The sequence below is a fragment of the Sporosarcina thermotolerans genome (assembly GCF_030067815.1).
GTDB classification, from domain to species: domain Bacteria; phylum Bacillota; class Bacilli; order Bacillales_A; family Planococcaceae; genus Sporosarcina; species Sporosarcina thermotolerans.
In genome coordinates this window covers 427,672-445,000 of record NZ_CP125968.1, presented here as the reverse complement: position 1 = coordinate 445,000, position 17,329 = coordinate 427,672, and the positions used below count along the sequence as shown (strand labels likewise).

Sequence of the window (17,329 nt, the reverse complement as noted above, 5' to 3'; positions counted from 1 at the left end):
CGAATGCCTAAGGTTTCCTGAGGAAGGCTCGTCCGCTCAGGGTTAGTCGGGACCTAAGTCGAGGCCGAAAGGCGTAGACGATGGATAACAGGTTGATATTCCTGTACCACCTCCCCGCCGTTATCAGCAATGGGGGACGCAGAAGGATAGGGTGAGCGCGCTGTTGGTCATGCGCGTCTAAGCAGTGAGGTGTGGAACGAGGCAAATCCCGTTCCTATAACATTGAGCTGTGATAGCGAGGGGAATTATCCCCGGAGTCCCTGATTTCACACTGCCAAGAAAAGCCTCTAGCGAGGCGGGAGGTGCCCGTACCGCAAACCGACACAGGTAGGCGAGGAGAGAATCCTAAGGTGATCGAGAACTCTCGTTAAGGAACTCGGCAAAATGACCCCGTAACTTCGGGAGGGGTGCTCTGGTAGGGTGTTAAAGCCCGAGAGAGCCGCAGTGAATAGGCCCAGGCGACTGTTTAGCAAAAACACAGGTCTCTGCAAAACCGTAAGGTGACGTATAGGGGCTGACGCCTGCCCGGTGCTGGAAGGTTAAGAGGAGAGGTCAGCGCAAGCGAAGCTTTGAATTGAAGCCCCAGTAAACGGCGGCCGTAACTATAACGGTCCTAAGGTAGCGAAATTCCTTGTCGGGTAAGTTCCGACCCGCACGAAAGGCGTAACGATCTGGGCACTGTCTCAACGAGAGACTCGGTGAAATTATAATATGCGTGAAGATGCGCATTACCCGCGACAGGACGGAAAGACCCCGTGGAGCTTTACTGTAGCCTGATATTGAATTCCGGTGCAGCCTGTACAGGATAGGTAGGAGCCTTGGAATCCGGAGCGCCAGCTTCGGAGGAGGCAATGGTGGGATACTACCCTGGCTGTATTGGACTTCTAACCCTTGCCCGTGATCCGGCAGGAGACAGTGTCAGGTGGGCAGTTTGACTGGGGCGGTCGCCTCCTAAAGTGTAACGGAGGCGCCCAAAGGTTCCCTCAGAATGGTTGGACATCATTCGTAGAGTGCAAAGGCATAAGGGAGCTTGACTGCGAGACCTACAAGTCGAGCAGGGTCGAAAGACGGGCTTAGTGATCCGGTGGTTCCGCATGGAAGGGCCATCGCTCAACGGATAAAAGCTACCCCGGGGATAACAGGCTTATCTCCCCCAAGAGTCCACATCGACGGGGAGGTTTGGCACCTCGATGTCGGCTCATCGCATCCTGGGGCTGTAGTCGGTCCCAAGGGTTGGGCTGTTCGCCCATTAAAGCGGTACGCGAGCTGGGTTCAGAACGTCGTGAGACAGTTCGGTCCCTATCCGTCGCGGGCGCAGGAAATTTGAGAGGAGCTGTCCTTAGTACGAGAGGACCGGGATGGACACACCGCTGGTGTACCAGTTGTCTTGCCAAAGGCATCGCTGGGTAGCTATGTGTGGACGGGATAAATGCTGAAAGCATCTAAGCATGAAGCCCCCCTCAAGATGAGATTTCCCATTACATTTGTAAGTAAGATCCCTCAAAGATGATGAGGTGGATAGGTCCGGGTGGAAGCGTGGCGACACGTGCAGCTGACGGATACTAATCGATCGAGGACTTAACCTTAAGTTATAAAGTATGGTTGAACTTGAAGTAGCAACAATGTCTCTTTATCCGGTTTTGAACGAACAAGTATCGTTCTTATATAGTCTGGTGACGAAGGCGAAGAGGTCACACCCGTTCCCATCCCGAACACGGAAGTTAAGCTCTTCAGCGCCGATGGTAGTAGGGGGCTTCCCCCTGTGAGAGTAGGACGTCGCCGGGCAAATGCCATCCCTTGTTGGGGATGGTTTTTTTGTGTTCAAAAAATCAAATGTCTTTTAATTGATTGATACATAAGTTCCGAGATGAACAAAAGTAGCCCAAACTCGAGCATATCTGCCTTTAACTCGAGCAAAACACATCCAAACTCGAGCAAAACCCCAATAGACTCGAGCAAAACAACACTTCCGAAAAAATCTACTTATTGCGTTCCGATTTCCAGTAGTCCATTATTAGAATAATAGATAAAGAACGGGGAGTGGTTGTGAAAAGTGTCTCTCTTTTTTTATTCTCCTTAGTGCGTATAGCTATGTTAGTCATTTTGAGTGGTTACTTTTTTCAAATGACAGACGGAATTAAGGATGGACGTACAATCTATATAATTGGTGCCATCCCCATATTCATTGTTAGTCATTTTATTCAAATGGCAAACGTTCGCGAGAAGACGAGGATTCTTTGCTCCTCGATTGATTTTATCGTCATTACGGGTATTGGTTTTTTATTCTCCGAAAGCGGATATTTATATTTGATTTTTTTCGGAGTTTTTTCAACTACTGTTTTCTTGCTGTACGACCGTAAGAAATTGCTTGGGCTTTTTTCAGGTGCGTTTGTTGCTATATGGATACTGATCAGTTTACGGTTATACGCGCAGACTGGCATATTTTCTGTTTCAAGTAATATCGTCAATGTGATGTTCGTCATTTACGGTGCATTTGTTGGCGGACTTATCCGGAACTCTCGTAATGCGAAAGAGACGATTGCGTTGCAATATAAGCAATTAAATGAGTCGCACGGGGCTTTGCAGGCTGCGCATCGTCAGTTGAAGGACTATGCGGAGCAAGTGGAAGAGTTGACGGTGATTCGTGAGAGAAATGAAATTGCCCGGAGATTCATGATACAGTTGGCCACAAGATGACTGCCTTGATTGTCCAGTTGCAAGTTGCGAGCGAAATGGCAGTTCGGGATTCCAGAAAGGCAAAAGAGGTTCTTGGCATTTGTGAGCAGTTGACACGGGATGCTCTTCATGAAATCCGTATGTCTGTTAGAACGTTGAAAGAGGATTACCAAGAGGCTTCTTTTCAAGAGGTGCTACAAGGGCTTTTAGATGAGTTTTCTTCAATGACGCTTATGGAAACTCGGTTACTCATAATTGGGGGAACTGCTGAAATCCCATTGACCTATCAACCTACAATCAAAAGAATTGTGCAGGAAGGGGTGACGAATGCAAAAAAGCATGGGAATGCGGATACATGTATCGTGAATATACATATATTCGAAGAAGAGGTACGCGTTGAAATTAAAGATGATGGAAAAGGGGAAAAAAACATTACACCTAATTTTGGTTTAATTAATATGAAAGAACGCGTGACGGAGCATGGAGGTTCATTCAGAATTGAAAGCATTGAAGGAGAAGGCTTTGAAATCATGGTTTCTTTTCCTCTTCAACGAATTGCAACGGGGGTGACAGGATGATTAAGATTATGATTGTCGATGATCAACCGCTGGTGAGAGAAGGTCTTAGTACGTTGCTTGGCTTACGCCCGGAAATTGAAGTCGTGGGGACGGCGATGGATGGGAAAGATGCTTTGGATAAAGCGGTGATTCTTCTTCCGGATATCGTTTTAATGGATATTAGGATGCCAGGGGTAAATGGGGTTGAAGGAACGAAACTTATAAAGGATTCTCTTCCAGATGTGAAAGTATTGATATTGACTACTTTCAATGATAGTGAATATATATTTGACGCGCTTGAAGAAGGAGCGAATGGATATTTACTGAAGGATATGCCGACGGATACGATTGTCCAGGCAATTCTCACCGTACATCATGGCGGTGTCGTACTACCGAAGGAATTCACATCGCAAGTACTGACAGAGCTTAGAGTGAACAATCACGCTAACATGACGGAATTGCCGGCAAGGCTTAAGGAATTATCGGATCGGGAAGTGGAGGTATTGAACCTTTTAGGGGAAGGACTAAACAATCGGGAAATTGCGGATGCATTATTCATTACTGAAGGGACGGTAAAAAATCATGTCTCCAATGTAATTCAAAAGCTTGGACTTCGCGATCGGACACAAGCGGCCATTTATGCTGTACGTCACGGAATTACCACGTTTTGATATTACTTTTTGCATAGACCTATGAAAAACGGCATATCGATGCCGTTTTTTTCATGCCTTCAAAATCTATCGCGCGCTCGATGGAAAATGGAGGCTTCCTCTATAAGATAAAGTAAAGAAGGAGGCTGCGGGTAATGCTTACACTTTCGAACGTAAAAAAGAGTTATGGTACACGCGAAGTCATTAAAGGGGTTTCATTTAAAATTGAAAAAGGCGAATCATTCGGGTTGTTAGGTCCGAATGGAGCAGGGAAGTCGACGCTCATTTCTATGATTTGCGGACTCGTTCCGCCCTTAGCGGGGGAGATTCTTGTTGACGGAAAACTGGTCGGAAAAAATTTGAAGGAAATTAAACAGATGATAGGCGTCGTGCCGCAAGACATCGCGCTTATCCAACAATGTCAGGGATAGACAATCTAATTTTTTGGGGGAAGATGTACGGTCTTTCGGGTAAAGTTGCAAAGGCCCGAGCAAAAGAAGTATTGGAGATTGTCGGACTAACCGAACGGGCGAAAGGACGTATTGATACCTTTTCAGGCGGCATGAAGCGGCGCATCAATATAGGGGCTGCTCTCATGCATCGTCCACAGCTTCTCATCATGGATGAACCGACAGTTGGCATCGACCCTCAATCGAGGAAACATATTTTGGAGACGGTCAAAACATTGAATGAGCAAGGTATGACAGTCATCTACACAAGCCACTACATGGAAGAGGTCGAATACCTTTGCAGGCGAATTGCGATAATCGATGAGGGGAAGCTTATCGTAAGTGGTACGAGAAGGGATTTGAGCAATCGATTGGCGGGTGGCACCGTATTGAAGCTCACGGTTGATTCATTACGCCCTTCATTTATAGAAATGTTAGAGCAGTTGGATGGAGTGGAAAAGGTGATTGTGCGACCTGAGGAAATCGATGTTCATTTGCAATCAAAAATGGAAATTGTGGCGGATGTGATTCTGCTTGCCGGCAGGTTGGAGGTAGTGATTCACAATATGCAACTTCAGGAAGCGAATTTAGAAACATTATTTTTGCAATTGACGGGACGCTCTTTGCGTGAATAGGAGGGAAAAGATTGAAAAGCCTTTTGATAGCCGTTAAAGATGCGAAAATCCATTTAAAGGACCGGAAGGCCATTCTGATGATGATCATTATGCCCGTTTTGCTGACCGTCATTTTGGGTTCAGCCTTAAAAGGCGTTATGGGTGGAGGAAGCATGCCCGAAACAATTTTAGGCGTCTATTCATCTGAATCCAACTCGATGACAGAAGGCGTAATCCGGACATTAGGTGAGGACGGACTAGCGATTACGGTAGAGCGGGCGGAATCGGAGAAACAGCTGCTTGATTGGATGGATGGTAGGGAAATTGATGTAGGAGTATTGTTGCCGGACGGATGGGGATCTGATGCAGATCGTGCCGTCGTCATGCCAATCTCCGGCAGGAAACAGCGGCGACACTTATTCAACAGATGATTGAAACGTTCGCCCAATTGTCGCAGGCGATTTCAAATTCAACAACTACAATTATGACGGAAGCGGCATTGTTGTCTGAAGAAGGCGACATGCTTGATATGGTGGCAATCCAAAATGAGCTTATAGCTTCAATTGAGAGTGTGGCGTATGAACAGCGGACGTACGTAAGCGAACCGGCAGAGGAAGAATCGGTGTCTTCCATGCAATATTACGCAGCAGCTATGGCGGCGATGTTCCTTTTATTTAACTCGATGGCGGGAGGAAAGTCATTTCATCAGGAAAGAAGAAGCGAAACGTTGTCACGGTTGAAGATGACGCCAATTTCCATCCATACGATACTTGTCGGAAAATTCATCGGCACATGTCTATTTGCGTGGATTCAGTTTTTAATCTTCATCGGGGCAACTCATTTTCTATTGAAAGTCGATTGGGGCTCGTCTATTCTGCAAATCCTTTTCATCACCTTCTTTTATATCTTTTCGGTAGCTGGATTGGCGATGGTTGTAGCCGCATTTACGACGAGCGAAAAAATGGCGGATGTCGTAGGAAGTATGGGGGTTCAAGTATTAGCATTGTTAGGTGGCTCGATGTTGCCCTTATCTTTATTCCCAGAAGTTATGCGAAACATCGCCACAGCAATACCGAATTCCTGGGCATTGACAAGCTACACGTCAATCATGACAGGAACCCCTTGGTCTACGTTATGGTTGCCGTCAGGAGTTTTGCTTGGTATAGGGACTGTAGCCATTCTCATTAGTTCCATCCGGCTTAACCGCCGGGTTGCATAGGAGGTATGCAGGATGAAGAAGATTTTAACGATTTGCCTTTTTGAAATAAAACGGACATTCAAGAAAAAATCATCGATTGTCTTAATGTTAGGGATGCCATTGCTATTTACATTTCTATTCGGAAGTGTTTTTGGAAAAGATGCGGATATAACATTCCGAATCGCATTGGTGGACGAGGAAAGGTCGGAACTTTCCACGGGCATTATTCAAAAACTAATGCTCGATGAAATGATTTCGTATGAGCTTGTTGCATCTGGCGAGGCGGAGGAGTTATTGGCAAATAAAGAGGTGCAAGGTATTGTAACGTTGGAAAAAGGGATTGCACATAAGCTTCGTAATGATGAACAGCCTATCAGTTTTCAACCATCACCTAATATGGCGACAGCGCCGCTTGTTAAACAACAGGTGAATCAGGCAATGCAAGCCATAGACATATACGTGGCGGCATCGCAGGTGGGCAGTTCTTATTTCAATAAAAGCTGGGAATCCATCTACGAGAAGCTCAATCAGAACGAAGGGATGATCCAAGCGTGGACCGAACAAAGAACAAACGATGGCTCCTCAAAGAATCCGATGATGGGCATCTCATATAGCTCCGCAGGATTTTCGATTATGTTCGTCATGATTATGATGCTTTCGATGACGGGCACATTGATCGAAGCGAAGCAGGACGGAATTTGGTCAAGGCTTTTTACGACGCCTGTCACCCGTTTCCAAGTGTTACTTGGTTATTTCCTATCCTTCTTCATTGTAGGTTGGATCCAGTTTTTTCTTCTTATTGCGTTATCGTCAGCAATGTTTGACGTCGATTGGGGCTCACCGGCAGCTTTGCTTCTTCTTATCACGTCTTTGCTGCTTTGCGTCGTAGGTCTCGGAATGGCCATTGCAAGCTTCGTAAAGACTGTCGAGCAGCAAAACGCCATCGGTACATTTGTGATCATTTCGACTTGTATGCTTGGGGGCGTCTATTGGCCAATCAGTATGGTCCCGGACATTATGCAGAAGATCGCCAACTTCGTCCCGCAAACTTGGGCAATGGAAGGGTTTACGATGTTGATAGCTGAAGGGGGAAATGTGGGTGATATCATAATGCCCACGATCATTTTGCTTGGATTCGCAGTAGCATTCCTCTCCGTTGGGCTATCGAGAATGAAGGTTGCATGACACCGGATATTTCCGTGTTTTTTCACGTTCACTCCACTATAATAGAAGTCATAAAGGAAGTGGGGAAATTAATGAATCAGACCAATCGCCCGCTCGTGCAGGCGTTAGAATATTTCAAAGAACATACCCCGGTTTCATTTCACGTGCCGGGGCATAAGCATGGTCTTTTATCCAGCTTGCCAGAGGGGATGCGGCAGGCTCTTTGTATGATTACACCGAGCTTACGGGACTTGATGACCTTCATGAAGCGGAAGGGGTCATTCAGGAAGCAGAAAGCCTGTTGTCCGCTCTTTACGGGTCAAACAGAAGTTTTTTCCTCGTCAATGGCTCCACTGTAGGGAACTTGGCAATGATTTATGCCGCTTGCGGGAAAGGAGACACAATAATTGTCCAGCGTAATGCACATAAATCGGTGTTCCATGCGATTGAATTGACGGGTGCAACTCCAGTGTTTCTATCTCCTCCGTGGGATTCGCATACACGGACACCTGGTGTCTTAAAACCGGAGCAGGTGGAAGAAGCACTCGCTGCACATCCGCAAGCGAAAGCCGTCCTCCTAACATACCCGACGTATTATGGCGTGACTGGGAAGGGGGTAAAGAAGATTATCGATTTATGCCATGCCTGTTCCATCCCCGTCTTAGTCGATGAAGCACATGGGGCACATTTTATCGTAGGTGAGCCGTTCCCACGCTCTGCGATTCGATTTGGCGCCGACGTAGTCGTCCATTCCGCACATAAGACACTGCCCGCCATGACGATGGGATCATTTCTACACATTCGATCGAACCTGATTTCCGAAGAAAAAATCGCATATTATTTACAAATGCTGCAGTCCAGTAGTCCATCGTATTTACTAATGGCTTCTTTAGATGATGCAAGGGCTTACGCGGCATTCTTTAAGGAAAGCGACAAACGTAAATTCACAGAATTACGTTCTTCATTTATTCAAGAGCTGAAGGCAATCGATCACTTGGAAATTGTGGAGACGGACGATCCTTTGAAGCTATTGATCCGCTATGATGGCCATTCCGGCTTCGCATTGCAAGCAGCATTCGAATCAGAAGGGATTTACGCAGAACTTGCGGATCCTTACCAGGTCCTACTTATTTTACCGTTGTGGAACAGGGAATCTAATCCTCCTTTAAAAGAGTGGAAGAAAAAAATGATTGCAGCAGTCACTAACTTGGGTAAAGTAGATGATAACCATAATTTCTTAGACATGGCCGCTTGGCCTGACGGAATCTCCATGCTCGCATTCCCTCCATCTAACTTAGCTGACATGGAAACCGAATGGATACCAATGGATAACGCGGTAGGCTACGTCGCTGCAGCATCTTTAATCCCTTATCCTCCCGGAATTCCACTGTTGATCAAAGGTGAAAGAATCACGGAGCACCATATTAGGGCATTATCTGCTTTAATAGAAGCAGGGGCAAGATTCCAGGGCGTTAGTCGCCTTGAAGAAAAAGAGCTGTTTGTATTGAAATGAAGTTCGGAGGAATTAATCATGTCAAAAGGAAAATTTATCACATTTGAAGGTCCCGAAGGTGCAGGAAAAACAACTGTGATTGCAGAAATATATAAGAGAATGCAAAAGGAAGGATTGGAAGGGATTCTAACCCGTGAGCCGGGTGGCATCCGCATCTCCGAAAAGATCCGGGCCATCATTCTCGATAACGATCATCAGGAAATGGACGGCAGAACGGAGGCTCTCCTATATGCTTCAGCACGTAGGCAGCATCTCGTCGAAAGAATTATCCCTGCGATACATGAGGGAAAATCGTCCTTTGCGACCGCTTCATCGATAGCTCACTTGCCTACCAGGGCTATGCAAGAGGACTCGGGATGGACGACGTCATGTCCATCAACGCATTCGCAATTGGAGACACAATGCCCGACTTAACCATCTTCTTCGACATCTCTCCTGAAGAAGGGCTACAGCGAATTGCACAAAGCGGCGTTCGGGAACAAATCGACTCGACAACGAAGCCTTGCAATTCCATCAAAAAGTTTACAAAGGCTACAAAGTTTTGCTTGAAAAATACCCAAATCGCATCATCAGCACAGACGCAACACTCCCATTATCAGAAGTAACTGAAAATGTTTGGAAAATTATAAGTTCTCAACTCATTTCTCAAGACAATTCGTGATATAATAAGGTATAGCTAAATGTAGTTTTATTGTGGCTATGATTATTAATAGGAAATTCCGTTGGTTGATGCTAAAAGCGTCCGTCCGAAGCGGAAATCAACAGTGCAATATCATATAAATAAAAAGCTAAAAGGAGAGGGTACCGTGAAATTGATAGTGGCAGTTGTACAAGACCAAGACAGCAACCGTTTATCGGCAGCTTTAACAAAAAATGATTTCCGGGCTACAAAATTAGCCAGTACAGGGGGATTTCTACGGTCAGGAAACACGACATTCCTTATCGGAACGGATGACGGCCTCATCCCCAAAGCTTTAGAATTAATTCGTGAAAATTGCCGATCGCGTGATCAAATGGTAGCACCCGTATCACCGATGGGCGGCAACGCTGATTCCTATATCCCCTACCCAGTAGAAGTAGAAGTCGGCGGCGCAACTGTATTTGTATTACCGATTGAACAATTTCATCATTTCTGAGAAACAGGGTGAAGTTAGTTATGAAAGTGAATGGAGACCATCGGACAGGACTCGACAAACTGCGGAACGACCCCTTGCGATCTCCGCAAGGGAATGTCCGATTTGGCCAAATGGTCCTGAAACAGGAAGAACGCTTGCATTCTGAACAGATTACAAGACTTCTTGGAGACATTTCTTCCGCCGGAGATCGTCTAACCCGTTCACGGAATTTAAGGGATATGGCAAAATTCAAGATGCTCGTCCGCCGTTTCCTAAAAGAGACAGTGGATTCGGGTATGGGATTGAAACAATCTCATACTTGGAATCAATACGGCGAAGGTCGGGGATTGAAAATTGTCCAAACGATTGATGAAAAGCTTCTTGAATTGGCCGAAGCATTGTTGGACGAAGAACAGACTTCCGTTGAGCTATTAGGGAAGATCGGAGAAATCAAAGGATTACTCATTAACTTATATACATGACCCGTGTTTTTTTGAAATTAAAAACACGGTTTTTTTGCAGTAGGAGGTGAAGGCATGGAAGAGACGGGTTCTACTATCAAACAACGGCAAAAAGCTGTTATTGATAGATTGGAAGCAACATTTCGAAACAACCGAATTGGCCATGCCTATCTATTCGATGGCGACACAGGAACTGGAAAGGAAGCGGCAGCTATCCATTTTGCGAAGCTGTTGCTTTGCGAACAGCCCATGGATGCTGTTCCATGTGGAACATGTCATGCCTGCAGACGGGTTTCTTCAAAAAGTCATCCCAACGTGACAATGATTGAGCCGGACGGCCAAGACATTAAGAAGGAACAAATGTCATCCTTGATCATGCAAATGACGAGGAAAGGGTATGAACCGGGACGCAAAATCTACATCATTTCCCGTGCGGACCGAATGAATGTGGCAGCGGCTAACACGTTGCTGAAATTCCTTGAAGAACCTGAAGGTGAAGTGACTGCAATTTTATTAACCAGTTCCTATCAATCTATATTGCCAACCATCCAATCCCGGTGCCAGCGCATTTCATTCCTTCCTCCAAGAAGGGAAGAAATGATAGCAAAACTTGTCGATTTAGGAATTACCGCAACGATGGCGGCGACAGTGACGATGATGACCGCGGATATCGAACAGGCAAAGTTGTTAGCTGAAAATGATCAATTTGCACACATGCGAAAAACAGTGTTAAAATTAATTGAAGCATCAGATCGCAATGTGAATGAAGCGCTTCTATTCATCCAATCTGAATGGGTTCCAATAGTAAAAGAGAAGGAAGATTTGGAACGTGCTCTCAACTTGCTTCTCTATGCATACCGTGATATCGTTTCGATGAAAGCGGGATTGCAATCGGAAATGACGTTTCCCGATCAACAGCAGATTTTCCGTGGCCTCTCAATGAAGATGACATATAGCCAGTTATCGGCCAGTATGGAAGCGGTTCTTCAAGCGAAGAAAAAGTTGTACAGTAATATGAACCGTACACTTTTGATAGAACAACTGGTGCTTAATTTGCAGGAGGGGTTAATGCTTGTATAATGTTGTAGGAGTCCGCTTTAAAAAGGCGGGTAAAATATATTATTTCGATCCTCTCGACTATCATCTCGATGTTGACGACTATGTTATCGTAGAGACGGCTAGGGGTATCGAATATGGTAAAGTTGCTATTCCGGTGAAGGAAGTCGATGAGAATGATGTCGTCTTGCCACTTAAGAAAATTATCCGCAAAGCGCTTATCGAAGACCAGATCCAAGTGAAAGAGAATCAGATGGATGCTGAACAGGCTTTCGGTAAATGCTTCGAAAAAATACGTGAGCATGAGTTAGATATGAAGCTTGTCGATGTGGAGTATACATTCGATCGTAATAAAATTGTCTTTTATTTCACAGCTGAGGGGCGGGTTGACTTCAGAAATCTCGTAAAGGATCTCGCAGCCATATTCCGTACCCGTATCGAACTTCGCCAAATTGGCGTCCGGGATGAAGCGAAAATGCTTGGAGGAATTGGTCCTTGTGGAAGAATGCTTTGCTGTTCCACATTCCTTGGGACTTTGAACCGGTTTCCATTAAGATGGCGAAGGATCAAAATCTTTCACTTAATCCATCGAAGATTTCTGGATTATGTGGTCGGCTCATGTGTTGCTTAAAGTATGAAAACGATGAATATGAAGAGGCGAAAAACCTTATGCCGGACATCGGAGAAAGGGTACTAACTCCTGAAGGACCTGGAAAAGTGGTCGGCATGAATTTACTTGAAAGAATTTTACAAGTGAATTTAGTGGATCAGGAACATGTCTTGGAATATTCATGGGAAGAAATTAAAAGCCAAAAGAACGTTGAAGCTCAATTGACGAAATGATGGGGTGAACAAGTTGAAAGAAGGGAACTTTCTCGACAGGGTAATGGAATTTGAGCAACAGCTTGAATCCATGCATGAGCAATTCCGGGAACTAATGGGATTTGTGGCTAAGATGACGGAAGAGAACCACTCGCTTCAACTCGAAAACCATCATCTCCGGACCAGGCTTGAAGAATTAAGTGAGACAACCGAAACATTGAATGAACAACAACCAGTTGAAAAACCCCGAAAAATCGACATCGGTGAAGGGGTGGACAACTTGGCACGAATATATAATGAAGGATACCATGTCTGCAATGTCCATTATGGCAGCAGCCGTAAAGGGGAAGACTGCTTGTTTTGCCTGTCCTTCCTAAGTAAACAACATGCTTGAAACGAGCCGATCCTATTTTGTGTAGGCATCGGCTTTTTTCTATGGATTGAGGGAGTAGAAAATGGAGAATTTATTAAAAGAAGACGAAAGACTCGATTATTTGTTGGCAGAAAATTTACGGATCATCCAAAGCCAATCCGTGTTTTCCTTTTCGCTCGACGCCGTCCTACTTGCAAAATTTGCTTATGTACCGATCCGTTCCGGTAAGATTGTCGATCTATGCGCGGGGAACGGGGCAATTCCTCTATTTCTCAGTGCTCGAACGAACGCAGATATTGTAGCAGTTGAACTGCAGGAGCGTCTTGCGGATATGGCTGAAAGAAGTGTTGGCTATAATGGGTTAGATGAAAGAATACGGATCGTGAATGACGATGTCATCGGGATTGCTGCAAAAATTGGCTATGAAAAATATGATACAGTTACATGCAATCCCCCTTATTTTCCGGCGATTGAAGCAAGCGAAAAAAACCTGAAGGAACATGTCGCCATTGCACGGCATGAAATTCACTTAACCCTTGAACAAGCTGTGCAATCTGCAAGCGAACTATTGAAGCAGGGGGGCAAGGCGGCATTTGTCCATCGTCCCGGCAGGCTTCTCGATATTGTAACGGCAATGCGTGCGAACCGCCTTGAGCCAAAAAGAATCCGTTTCGTCTATCCTAAAGAAGGGAAAGAGGCGAACACGTTACTAATAGAGGGCATAAAAGATGGAAAACCGGATTTGAAAATCCTACCGCCCTATATGTATACGGCCCTGATGGGGAGTATACGGAAGAAGTGAGGCTTTTACTATATGGACAAGATCAATAAGCATTTGTTCTATGTCTTGGAATGTAAGGATGGCACGTATTACGCGGGCTATACGAATGACTTGGAGAAGCGCATCCGCGTTCATAATGAAGGCAAGGGTGCAAAATATACACGCGCAAGACTCCCTGTCCATTGCATTTATAAGGAAAGCTTTGAAACAAAACGTGAAGCAATGCAAGCGGAATATCAGTTTAAGCAATTAACCCGGAGTGCAAAGGAACGCTATATGAGGAAGGGGCAGGTTACGGATGCAATCACAAAAAAGTGCTGAGACGGGCGGAGCAAAGCTGTTTTTGGTTGGTACCCCAATTGGAAACTTGGAAGATATGACTTTCAGGGCAATCAGAGTGCTGCAGGAAGCCGACATAATAGCGGCAGAGGATACAAGGAATACAATTAAGCTTTGCAACCATTTCGATATTAAGACGCCATTAATAAGCTATCATGAGCATAATCTTGAAAAGGGCGGGGAAAAGATTCTCTCCCTTTTAGCTGAAGGTAAACAAGTTGCTTTAGTAAGTGATGCAGGAATGCCATGTATATCCGACCCGGGATACGATATCGCAGTAAAAGCGATTGAGGACGGGTATGATGTCGTTCCTATCCCAGGGGCAAATGCGGCTATCAGTGCATTAGTCGCATCGGGTATCCAAACACAGCCGTTTTCCTTTTTTGGATTTCTTTCAAGGCAGAAAAAGGAGCGAAACGAGCAACTCCGTAAGCTTAAGCAAAAGGAAGAGACTTTGATTTTTTACGAAGCTCCTCACCGTCTAAAGGAAACAATCCGCTCAATAGCCGATGCATTTGGAACCACCCGCCGAGTCGTTTTGGCTAGGGAATTGACAAAAAGGTATGAAGAATTCTTACGCGGAACGTTAGAAGAGGCGGTTTTATGGGTTGAAACGAATGAGCTCCGAGGGGAGTTTTGTATAATCCTTGAAGGCAATGAGGATGGGGAGGAAGATCAGGAGGAAAGCTGGTGGAAGGATATTAGCGTCTTTTCACATGTGGAATTATTGATGGAGAAAGAACAGATCCCATCAAAGGAAGCAATCCGTTTGGTAGCGTTGGAACGTGGCATAGCGAAAAGGGATGTCTATCAGGAATATCATGTGAATGAATAACAAAAATCCAGAACCCAATAAGGGTTCTGGACTGAAATTACTATTGTTATTATAATATTAATCCAGCTTTTCTTCTAACTCTTTAATAAGCTGTTTTGCACCTTTTGGGCTTAAAATCAGTTTTCCGTCAAATAGACTTAAGTTATCATCGGATACTTCACCTGTGATTGAACATGTCATATTAGGCATATATTTCTTCAAAATAATTCTGTCGTCATCGACGTAAATTTCCAATGAATCTTTTTGCTCAATACCAAGTGTACGACGGAGTTCAATAGGAATTACGACGCGGCCTAACTCGTCAACTTTTCTTACAATGCCTGTAGATTTCATGACAAGATTTCCTCCCAAACGACCATATTTTTTATCATATTACGACACGTTCTTGTCTATTAATATCATACCAACTCTTCCAATTTACGTCAATAAGTCTAACTTAATACTATTGCGACAATAATAGGATTCCCATAAAATGGGTAAATATCTTATGTAACGAATAGTAAATTATAGGGTGGGAGTAAGCTATGGAATGGCGAATACCACCCCATTTCCATAAAAACAATATAACTTCATTCCATCTACATAGCGCTTTTGTTGAATTTTAGATAATATGGTTAGTATAGATTGAAACAATGGAGGTATTTTCGTGGCTGAACAACAAAAAACGTTTTATATTACGACTCCGATTTATTATCCGAGCGGGAAATTTCATATCGGTACTGCGTATACGACTGTTGCATCAGATGCAATGGCCCGTTATAAAAGATTACGTGGATTTGACGTTCATTTCTTAACAGGAATGGACGAGCATGGGCAAAAGATCCAGGAGAAAGCTGAAGAGGAAGGACTTCCACCGCAAAAGTATGTGGATGGAATTGCGGATATTGCCATAAGTCTTTGGAAGCTGATGGACATCTCTTACGATGACTTGATCAGAACTACAGAGGAACGACATAAATCCGTCGTAGAAAAAATCTTCAAGAAATTCCTTGATAATGGTGATATCTATAAGGGTGAATATGAAGGTTGGAAATGCGTACCTTGCGAATCCTATTTTACAGAGGCGCAATTAGAGGATGGAAATTGCCCAGACTGTCATCGACCTGTAGAAAGAGTTTCGGAAGAGTCCTATTTCTTTAATATGAAGAAATATGCAGATAGGCTTTTGCGATTTTATGAAGACAATCCGACTTTCATCGACCAGAATCCCGTAAAAATGAAATGATCAATAACTTCATCAAACCGGGCCTTGAAGATTTGTCTGTTTCCAGAATGTCGTTTGACTGGGGCATCAAGGTACCAGGGGATAAAAGCATGTCATATATGTTTGGGTTGACGCTTTGACGAACTACATCACTGCACTTGGTTACGATACGGATGAAGATTCATTGTTTAAGAAGTACTGGCCAGCCGATGTGCATGTTGTAGGGAAGGATATCGTAAGATTCCATACGATCTATTGGCCGATTTTCCTGATGGCACTTGACCTTCCTCTACCGAAAAAAGTATTTGCCCATGGCTTCATTATGATGAAGGACGGAAAAATGTCGAAATCGAAAGGAAATGTCGTCTACCCAGAAATGCTTGTTGAACGCTATGGACTTGACGCTACCCGTTATTTCCTACTCCGTGAACTTCCATTTGGACAGGACGGCACGTTTTCACCGGAAGCATTTGTAGAGCGAACAAATTACGACTTGGCAAATGACCTTGGAAACTTACTGAATCGCACTGTTTCTATGATCAATAAATACTTTGATGGCGTTATTCCAACGCAAGGTCTTGAGCCGACTGAATACGATGCAACCCTTCGGGAATTTACAACAACAGCAATCGAGAAATATGAAACCTCAATGGAAAAGATGCAATTCAGCGTGTGTCTTTCCGAACTGTGGTCAATCATATCTCGTACGAATAAATATATCGATGAAACATCGCCCTGGGTCCTTGCGAAGAATGAGGCGGATAAAGGAAAATTGGCATCCGTCATGGCCCATCTTGCAGCTTCACTTCAACAAATTGCTGTGTTACTACAGCCGTTCATGACGAAATCACCGATTCAAATTATTGAACAGCTTGGTCTTGATGAATCCAAACTGACTTGGGATACATTAGGCAATTTTGAAGTTACTCCTGAAGGAACAAAAGTCGTTGAAAAAGGAGTTCCTATTTTCCCTCGTCTTGATCCGGAGGTAGAAATTGTTTATATTCGTGATCAAATGACGATTACCGCTCCGAAAGAGCAGCAGGAAGAACAGATAATTGAAAAAGTGGAAGAAGCCGATGAAATTACAATCGATGATTTCATGAAGGTGGATTTGCGAGTAGCGACTGTTACAGCCTGCGAACGAATCCCGAAAGCAGATAAACTACTGAAGCTTCAAGTGGACTTGGGGTATGAACAACGACAAGTTGTCTCAGGAATCGCAGAGCACTACGAACCTGAGGAATTGGTTGGTCAAAAGGTGATTGTTGTCGCTAACTTGAAACCCGTGAAGTTGCGCGGCGAATTGTCACAAGGGATGATTTTAGCCGGCCAATCCAACGGAACCCTAAAACTGGCGACAGTCGATCCAACACTAGAAAACGGTGCGAAAGTGAAATAATAAAAAGGGGGACGGCGTTTCTAAAGAGGCGCCGTCTTTGATTTTTAACGGTTTTGTTATTTGGTTGTAACGAAAGTAACAAACTATTGCAATAGAATGAACTTTATGAGGAGAGAATCC

General features: G+C 44.4%; 14 protein-coding genes, 2 rRNA genes and 5 pseudogenes (1 of these 21 cut by a window edge). 20 read left to right on the top strand and 1 reads right to left on the bottom strand.

Features of this window, described 5'->3' with window-relative positions:
• The 19 genes and pseudogenes from QNH10_RS02565 to rsmI form a co-directional block, all read left to right on the top strand.
• Positions 1-1,586 (top strand): 23S ribosomal RNA (locus tag QNH10_RS02565); it begins 1,340 nt to the left of the window's first position.
• A gap of 83 nt (positions 1,587-1,669) precedes the next feature.
• Positions 1,670-1,785, top strand: a 5S ribosomal RNA gene (rrf, locus tag QNH10_RS02560).
• Positions 1,786-2,091: 306 nt separating this feature from the next.
• A complete protein-coding gene (locus QNH10_RS02555; RefSeq protein WP_283733401.1) occupies positions 2,092-2,697 on the top strand; it encodes a hypothetical protein in 606 nt (201 codons plus the stop codon).
• Positions 2,694-3,254: a sensor histidine kinase gene (locus QNH10_RS02550; RefSeq protein ID WP_283733400.1), complete on the top strand. Its 561-nt coding sequence runs from the start codon at positions 2,694-2,696 to the stop codon at positions 3,252-3,254. Before QNH10_RS02555 ends, QNH10_RS02550 begins: the two co-directional genes overlap by 4 nt.
• Positions 3,251-3,904: a response regulator gene (locus tag QNH10_RS02545; protein ID WP_283733399.1), complete on the top strand. Its 654-nt coding sequence runs from the start codon at positions 3,251-3,253 to the stop codon at positions 3,902-3,904. The genes QNH10_RS02550 and QNH10_RS02545 overlap by 4 nt, the downstream gene beginning before the upstream one ends.
• Before the next feature lie 134 nt (positions 3,905-4,038).
• Positions 4,039-4,967, top strand: a pseudogene (locus QNH10_RS02540) (ABC transporter ATP-binding protein).
• A gap of 11 nt (positions 4,968-4,978) precedes the next feature.
• A complete protein-coding gene (locus tag QNH10_RS02535) occupies positions 4,979-5,377 on the top strand; it encodes an ABC transporter permease (RefSeq protein ID WP_283733398.1) in 399 nt (132 codons plus the stop codon).
• Positions 5,374-6,165 carry an ABC transporter permease gene (locus tag QNH10_RS02530; RefSeq protein ID WP_283733397.1) on the top strand — a complete coding sequence of 264 codons (792 nt, stop codon included), beginning with the start codon at positions 5,374-5,376 and terminating at the stop codon, positions 6,163-6,165. The genes QNH10_RS02535 and QNH10_RS02530 overlap by 4 nt, the downstream gene beginning before the upstream one ends.
• Positions 6,166-6,177: 12 nt before the next feature.
• On the top strand, positions 6,178-7,329 hold the full coding sequence (locus QNH10_RS02525; protein WP_283733396.1) for an ABC transporter permease: 1,152 nt from the start codon (positions 6,178-6,180) through the stop codon (positions 7,327-7,329).
• Positions 7,330-7,531: 202 nt separating this feature from the next.
• Positions 7,532-8,821 carry an aminotransferase class I/II-fold pyridoxal phosphate-dependent enzyme gene (locus QNH10_RS02520; protein WP_347177967.1) on the top strand — a complete coding sequence of 430 codons (1,290 nt, stop codon included), beginning with the start codon at positions 7,532-7,534 and terminating at the stop codon, positions 8,819-8,821.
• A gap of 18 nt (positions 8,822-8,839) precedes the next feature.
• Positions 8,840-9,482 (top strand): annotated as a pseudogene (tmk, locus tag QNH10_RS02515) (dTMP kinase).
• A gap of 145 nt (positions 9,483-9,627) precedes the next feature.
• Positions 9,628-9,957 (top strand): cyclic di-AMP receptor DarA, encoded by a 330-nt coding sequence (locus QNH10_RS02510; protein ID WP_283733395.1) that lies wholly within the window; start codon positions 9,628-9,630, stop codon positions 9,955-9,957.
• 20 nt (positions 9,958-9,977) lie between these two features.
• The gene (locus tag QNH10_RS02505) at positions 9,978-10,418 is read left to right on the top strand and encodes a YaaR family protein (RefSeq protein ID WP_283733394.1); all 441 of its coding nucleotides are present in this window, start codon (positions 9,978-9,980) and stop codon (positions 10,416-10,418) included.
• Between the two features lie 54 nt (positions 10,419-10,472).
• The gene (gene holB / locus QNH10_RS02500; protein WP_283733393.1) at positions 10,473-11,477 is read left to right on the top strand and encodes a DNA polymerase III subunit delta'; all 1,005 of its coding nucleotides are present in this window, start codon (positions 10,473-10,475) and stop codon (positions 11,475-11,477) included.
• 133 nt (positions 11,478-11,610) lie between these two features.
• Positions 11,611-12,296, top strand: a pseudogene (locus QNH10_RS02495) (PSP1 domain-containing protein).
• A gap of 43 nt (positions 12,297-12,339) precedes the next feature.
• Positions 12,340-12,669: a DNA replication initiation control protein YabA gene (yabA, locus tag QNH10_RS02490; RefSeq protein WP_283734550.1), complete on the top strand. Its 330-nt coding sequence runs from the start codon at positions 12,340-12,342 to the stop codon at positions 12,667-12,669.
• Between the two features lie 61 nt (positions 12,670-12,730).
• Positions 12,731-13,479, top strand: a pseudogene (locus QNH10_RS02485) (tRNA1(Val) (adenine(37)-N6)-methyltransferase).
• On the top strand, positions 13,463-13,750 hold the full coding sequence (locus tag QNH10_RS02480) for a GIY-YIG nuclease family protein (RefSeq protein WP_283733392.1): 288 nt from the start codon (positions 13,463-13,465) through the stop codon (positions 13,748-13,750). Before QNH10_RS02485 ends, QNH10_RS02480 begins: the two are co-directional and overlap by 17 nt.
• Positions 13,728-14,603, top strand: a complete 876-nt coding sequence (gene rsmI, locus QNH10_RS02475) for a 16S rRNA (cytidine(1402)-2'-O)-methyltransferase (RefSeq protein ID WP_283733391.1) — start codon at positions 13,728-13,730, stop codon at positions 14,601-14,603. Before QNH10_RS02480 ends, rsmI begins: the two co-directional genes overlap by 23 nt.
• Positions 14,604-14,660: 57 nt before the next feature.
• Here rsmI and abrB read toward each other — a convergent pair whose 3' ends face one another.
• A complete protein-coding gene (gene abrB, locus QNH10_RS02470) occupies positions 14,661-14,936 on the bottom strand; it encodes a transition state genes transcriptional regulator AbrB (protein ID WP_283733390.1) in 276 nt (91 codons plus the stop codon).
• Positions 14,937-15,249: 313 nt separating this feature from the next.
• On the opposite strand from abrB, the pseudogene metG reads away from it, so the two are divergent.
• Positions 15,250-17,209: pseudogene (metG, locus tag QNH10_RS02465) on the top strand (methionine--tRNA ligase).
• Positions 17,210-17,329 lie beyond the last annotated feature (120 nt).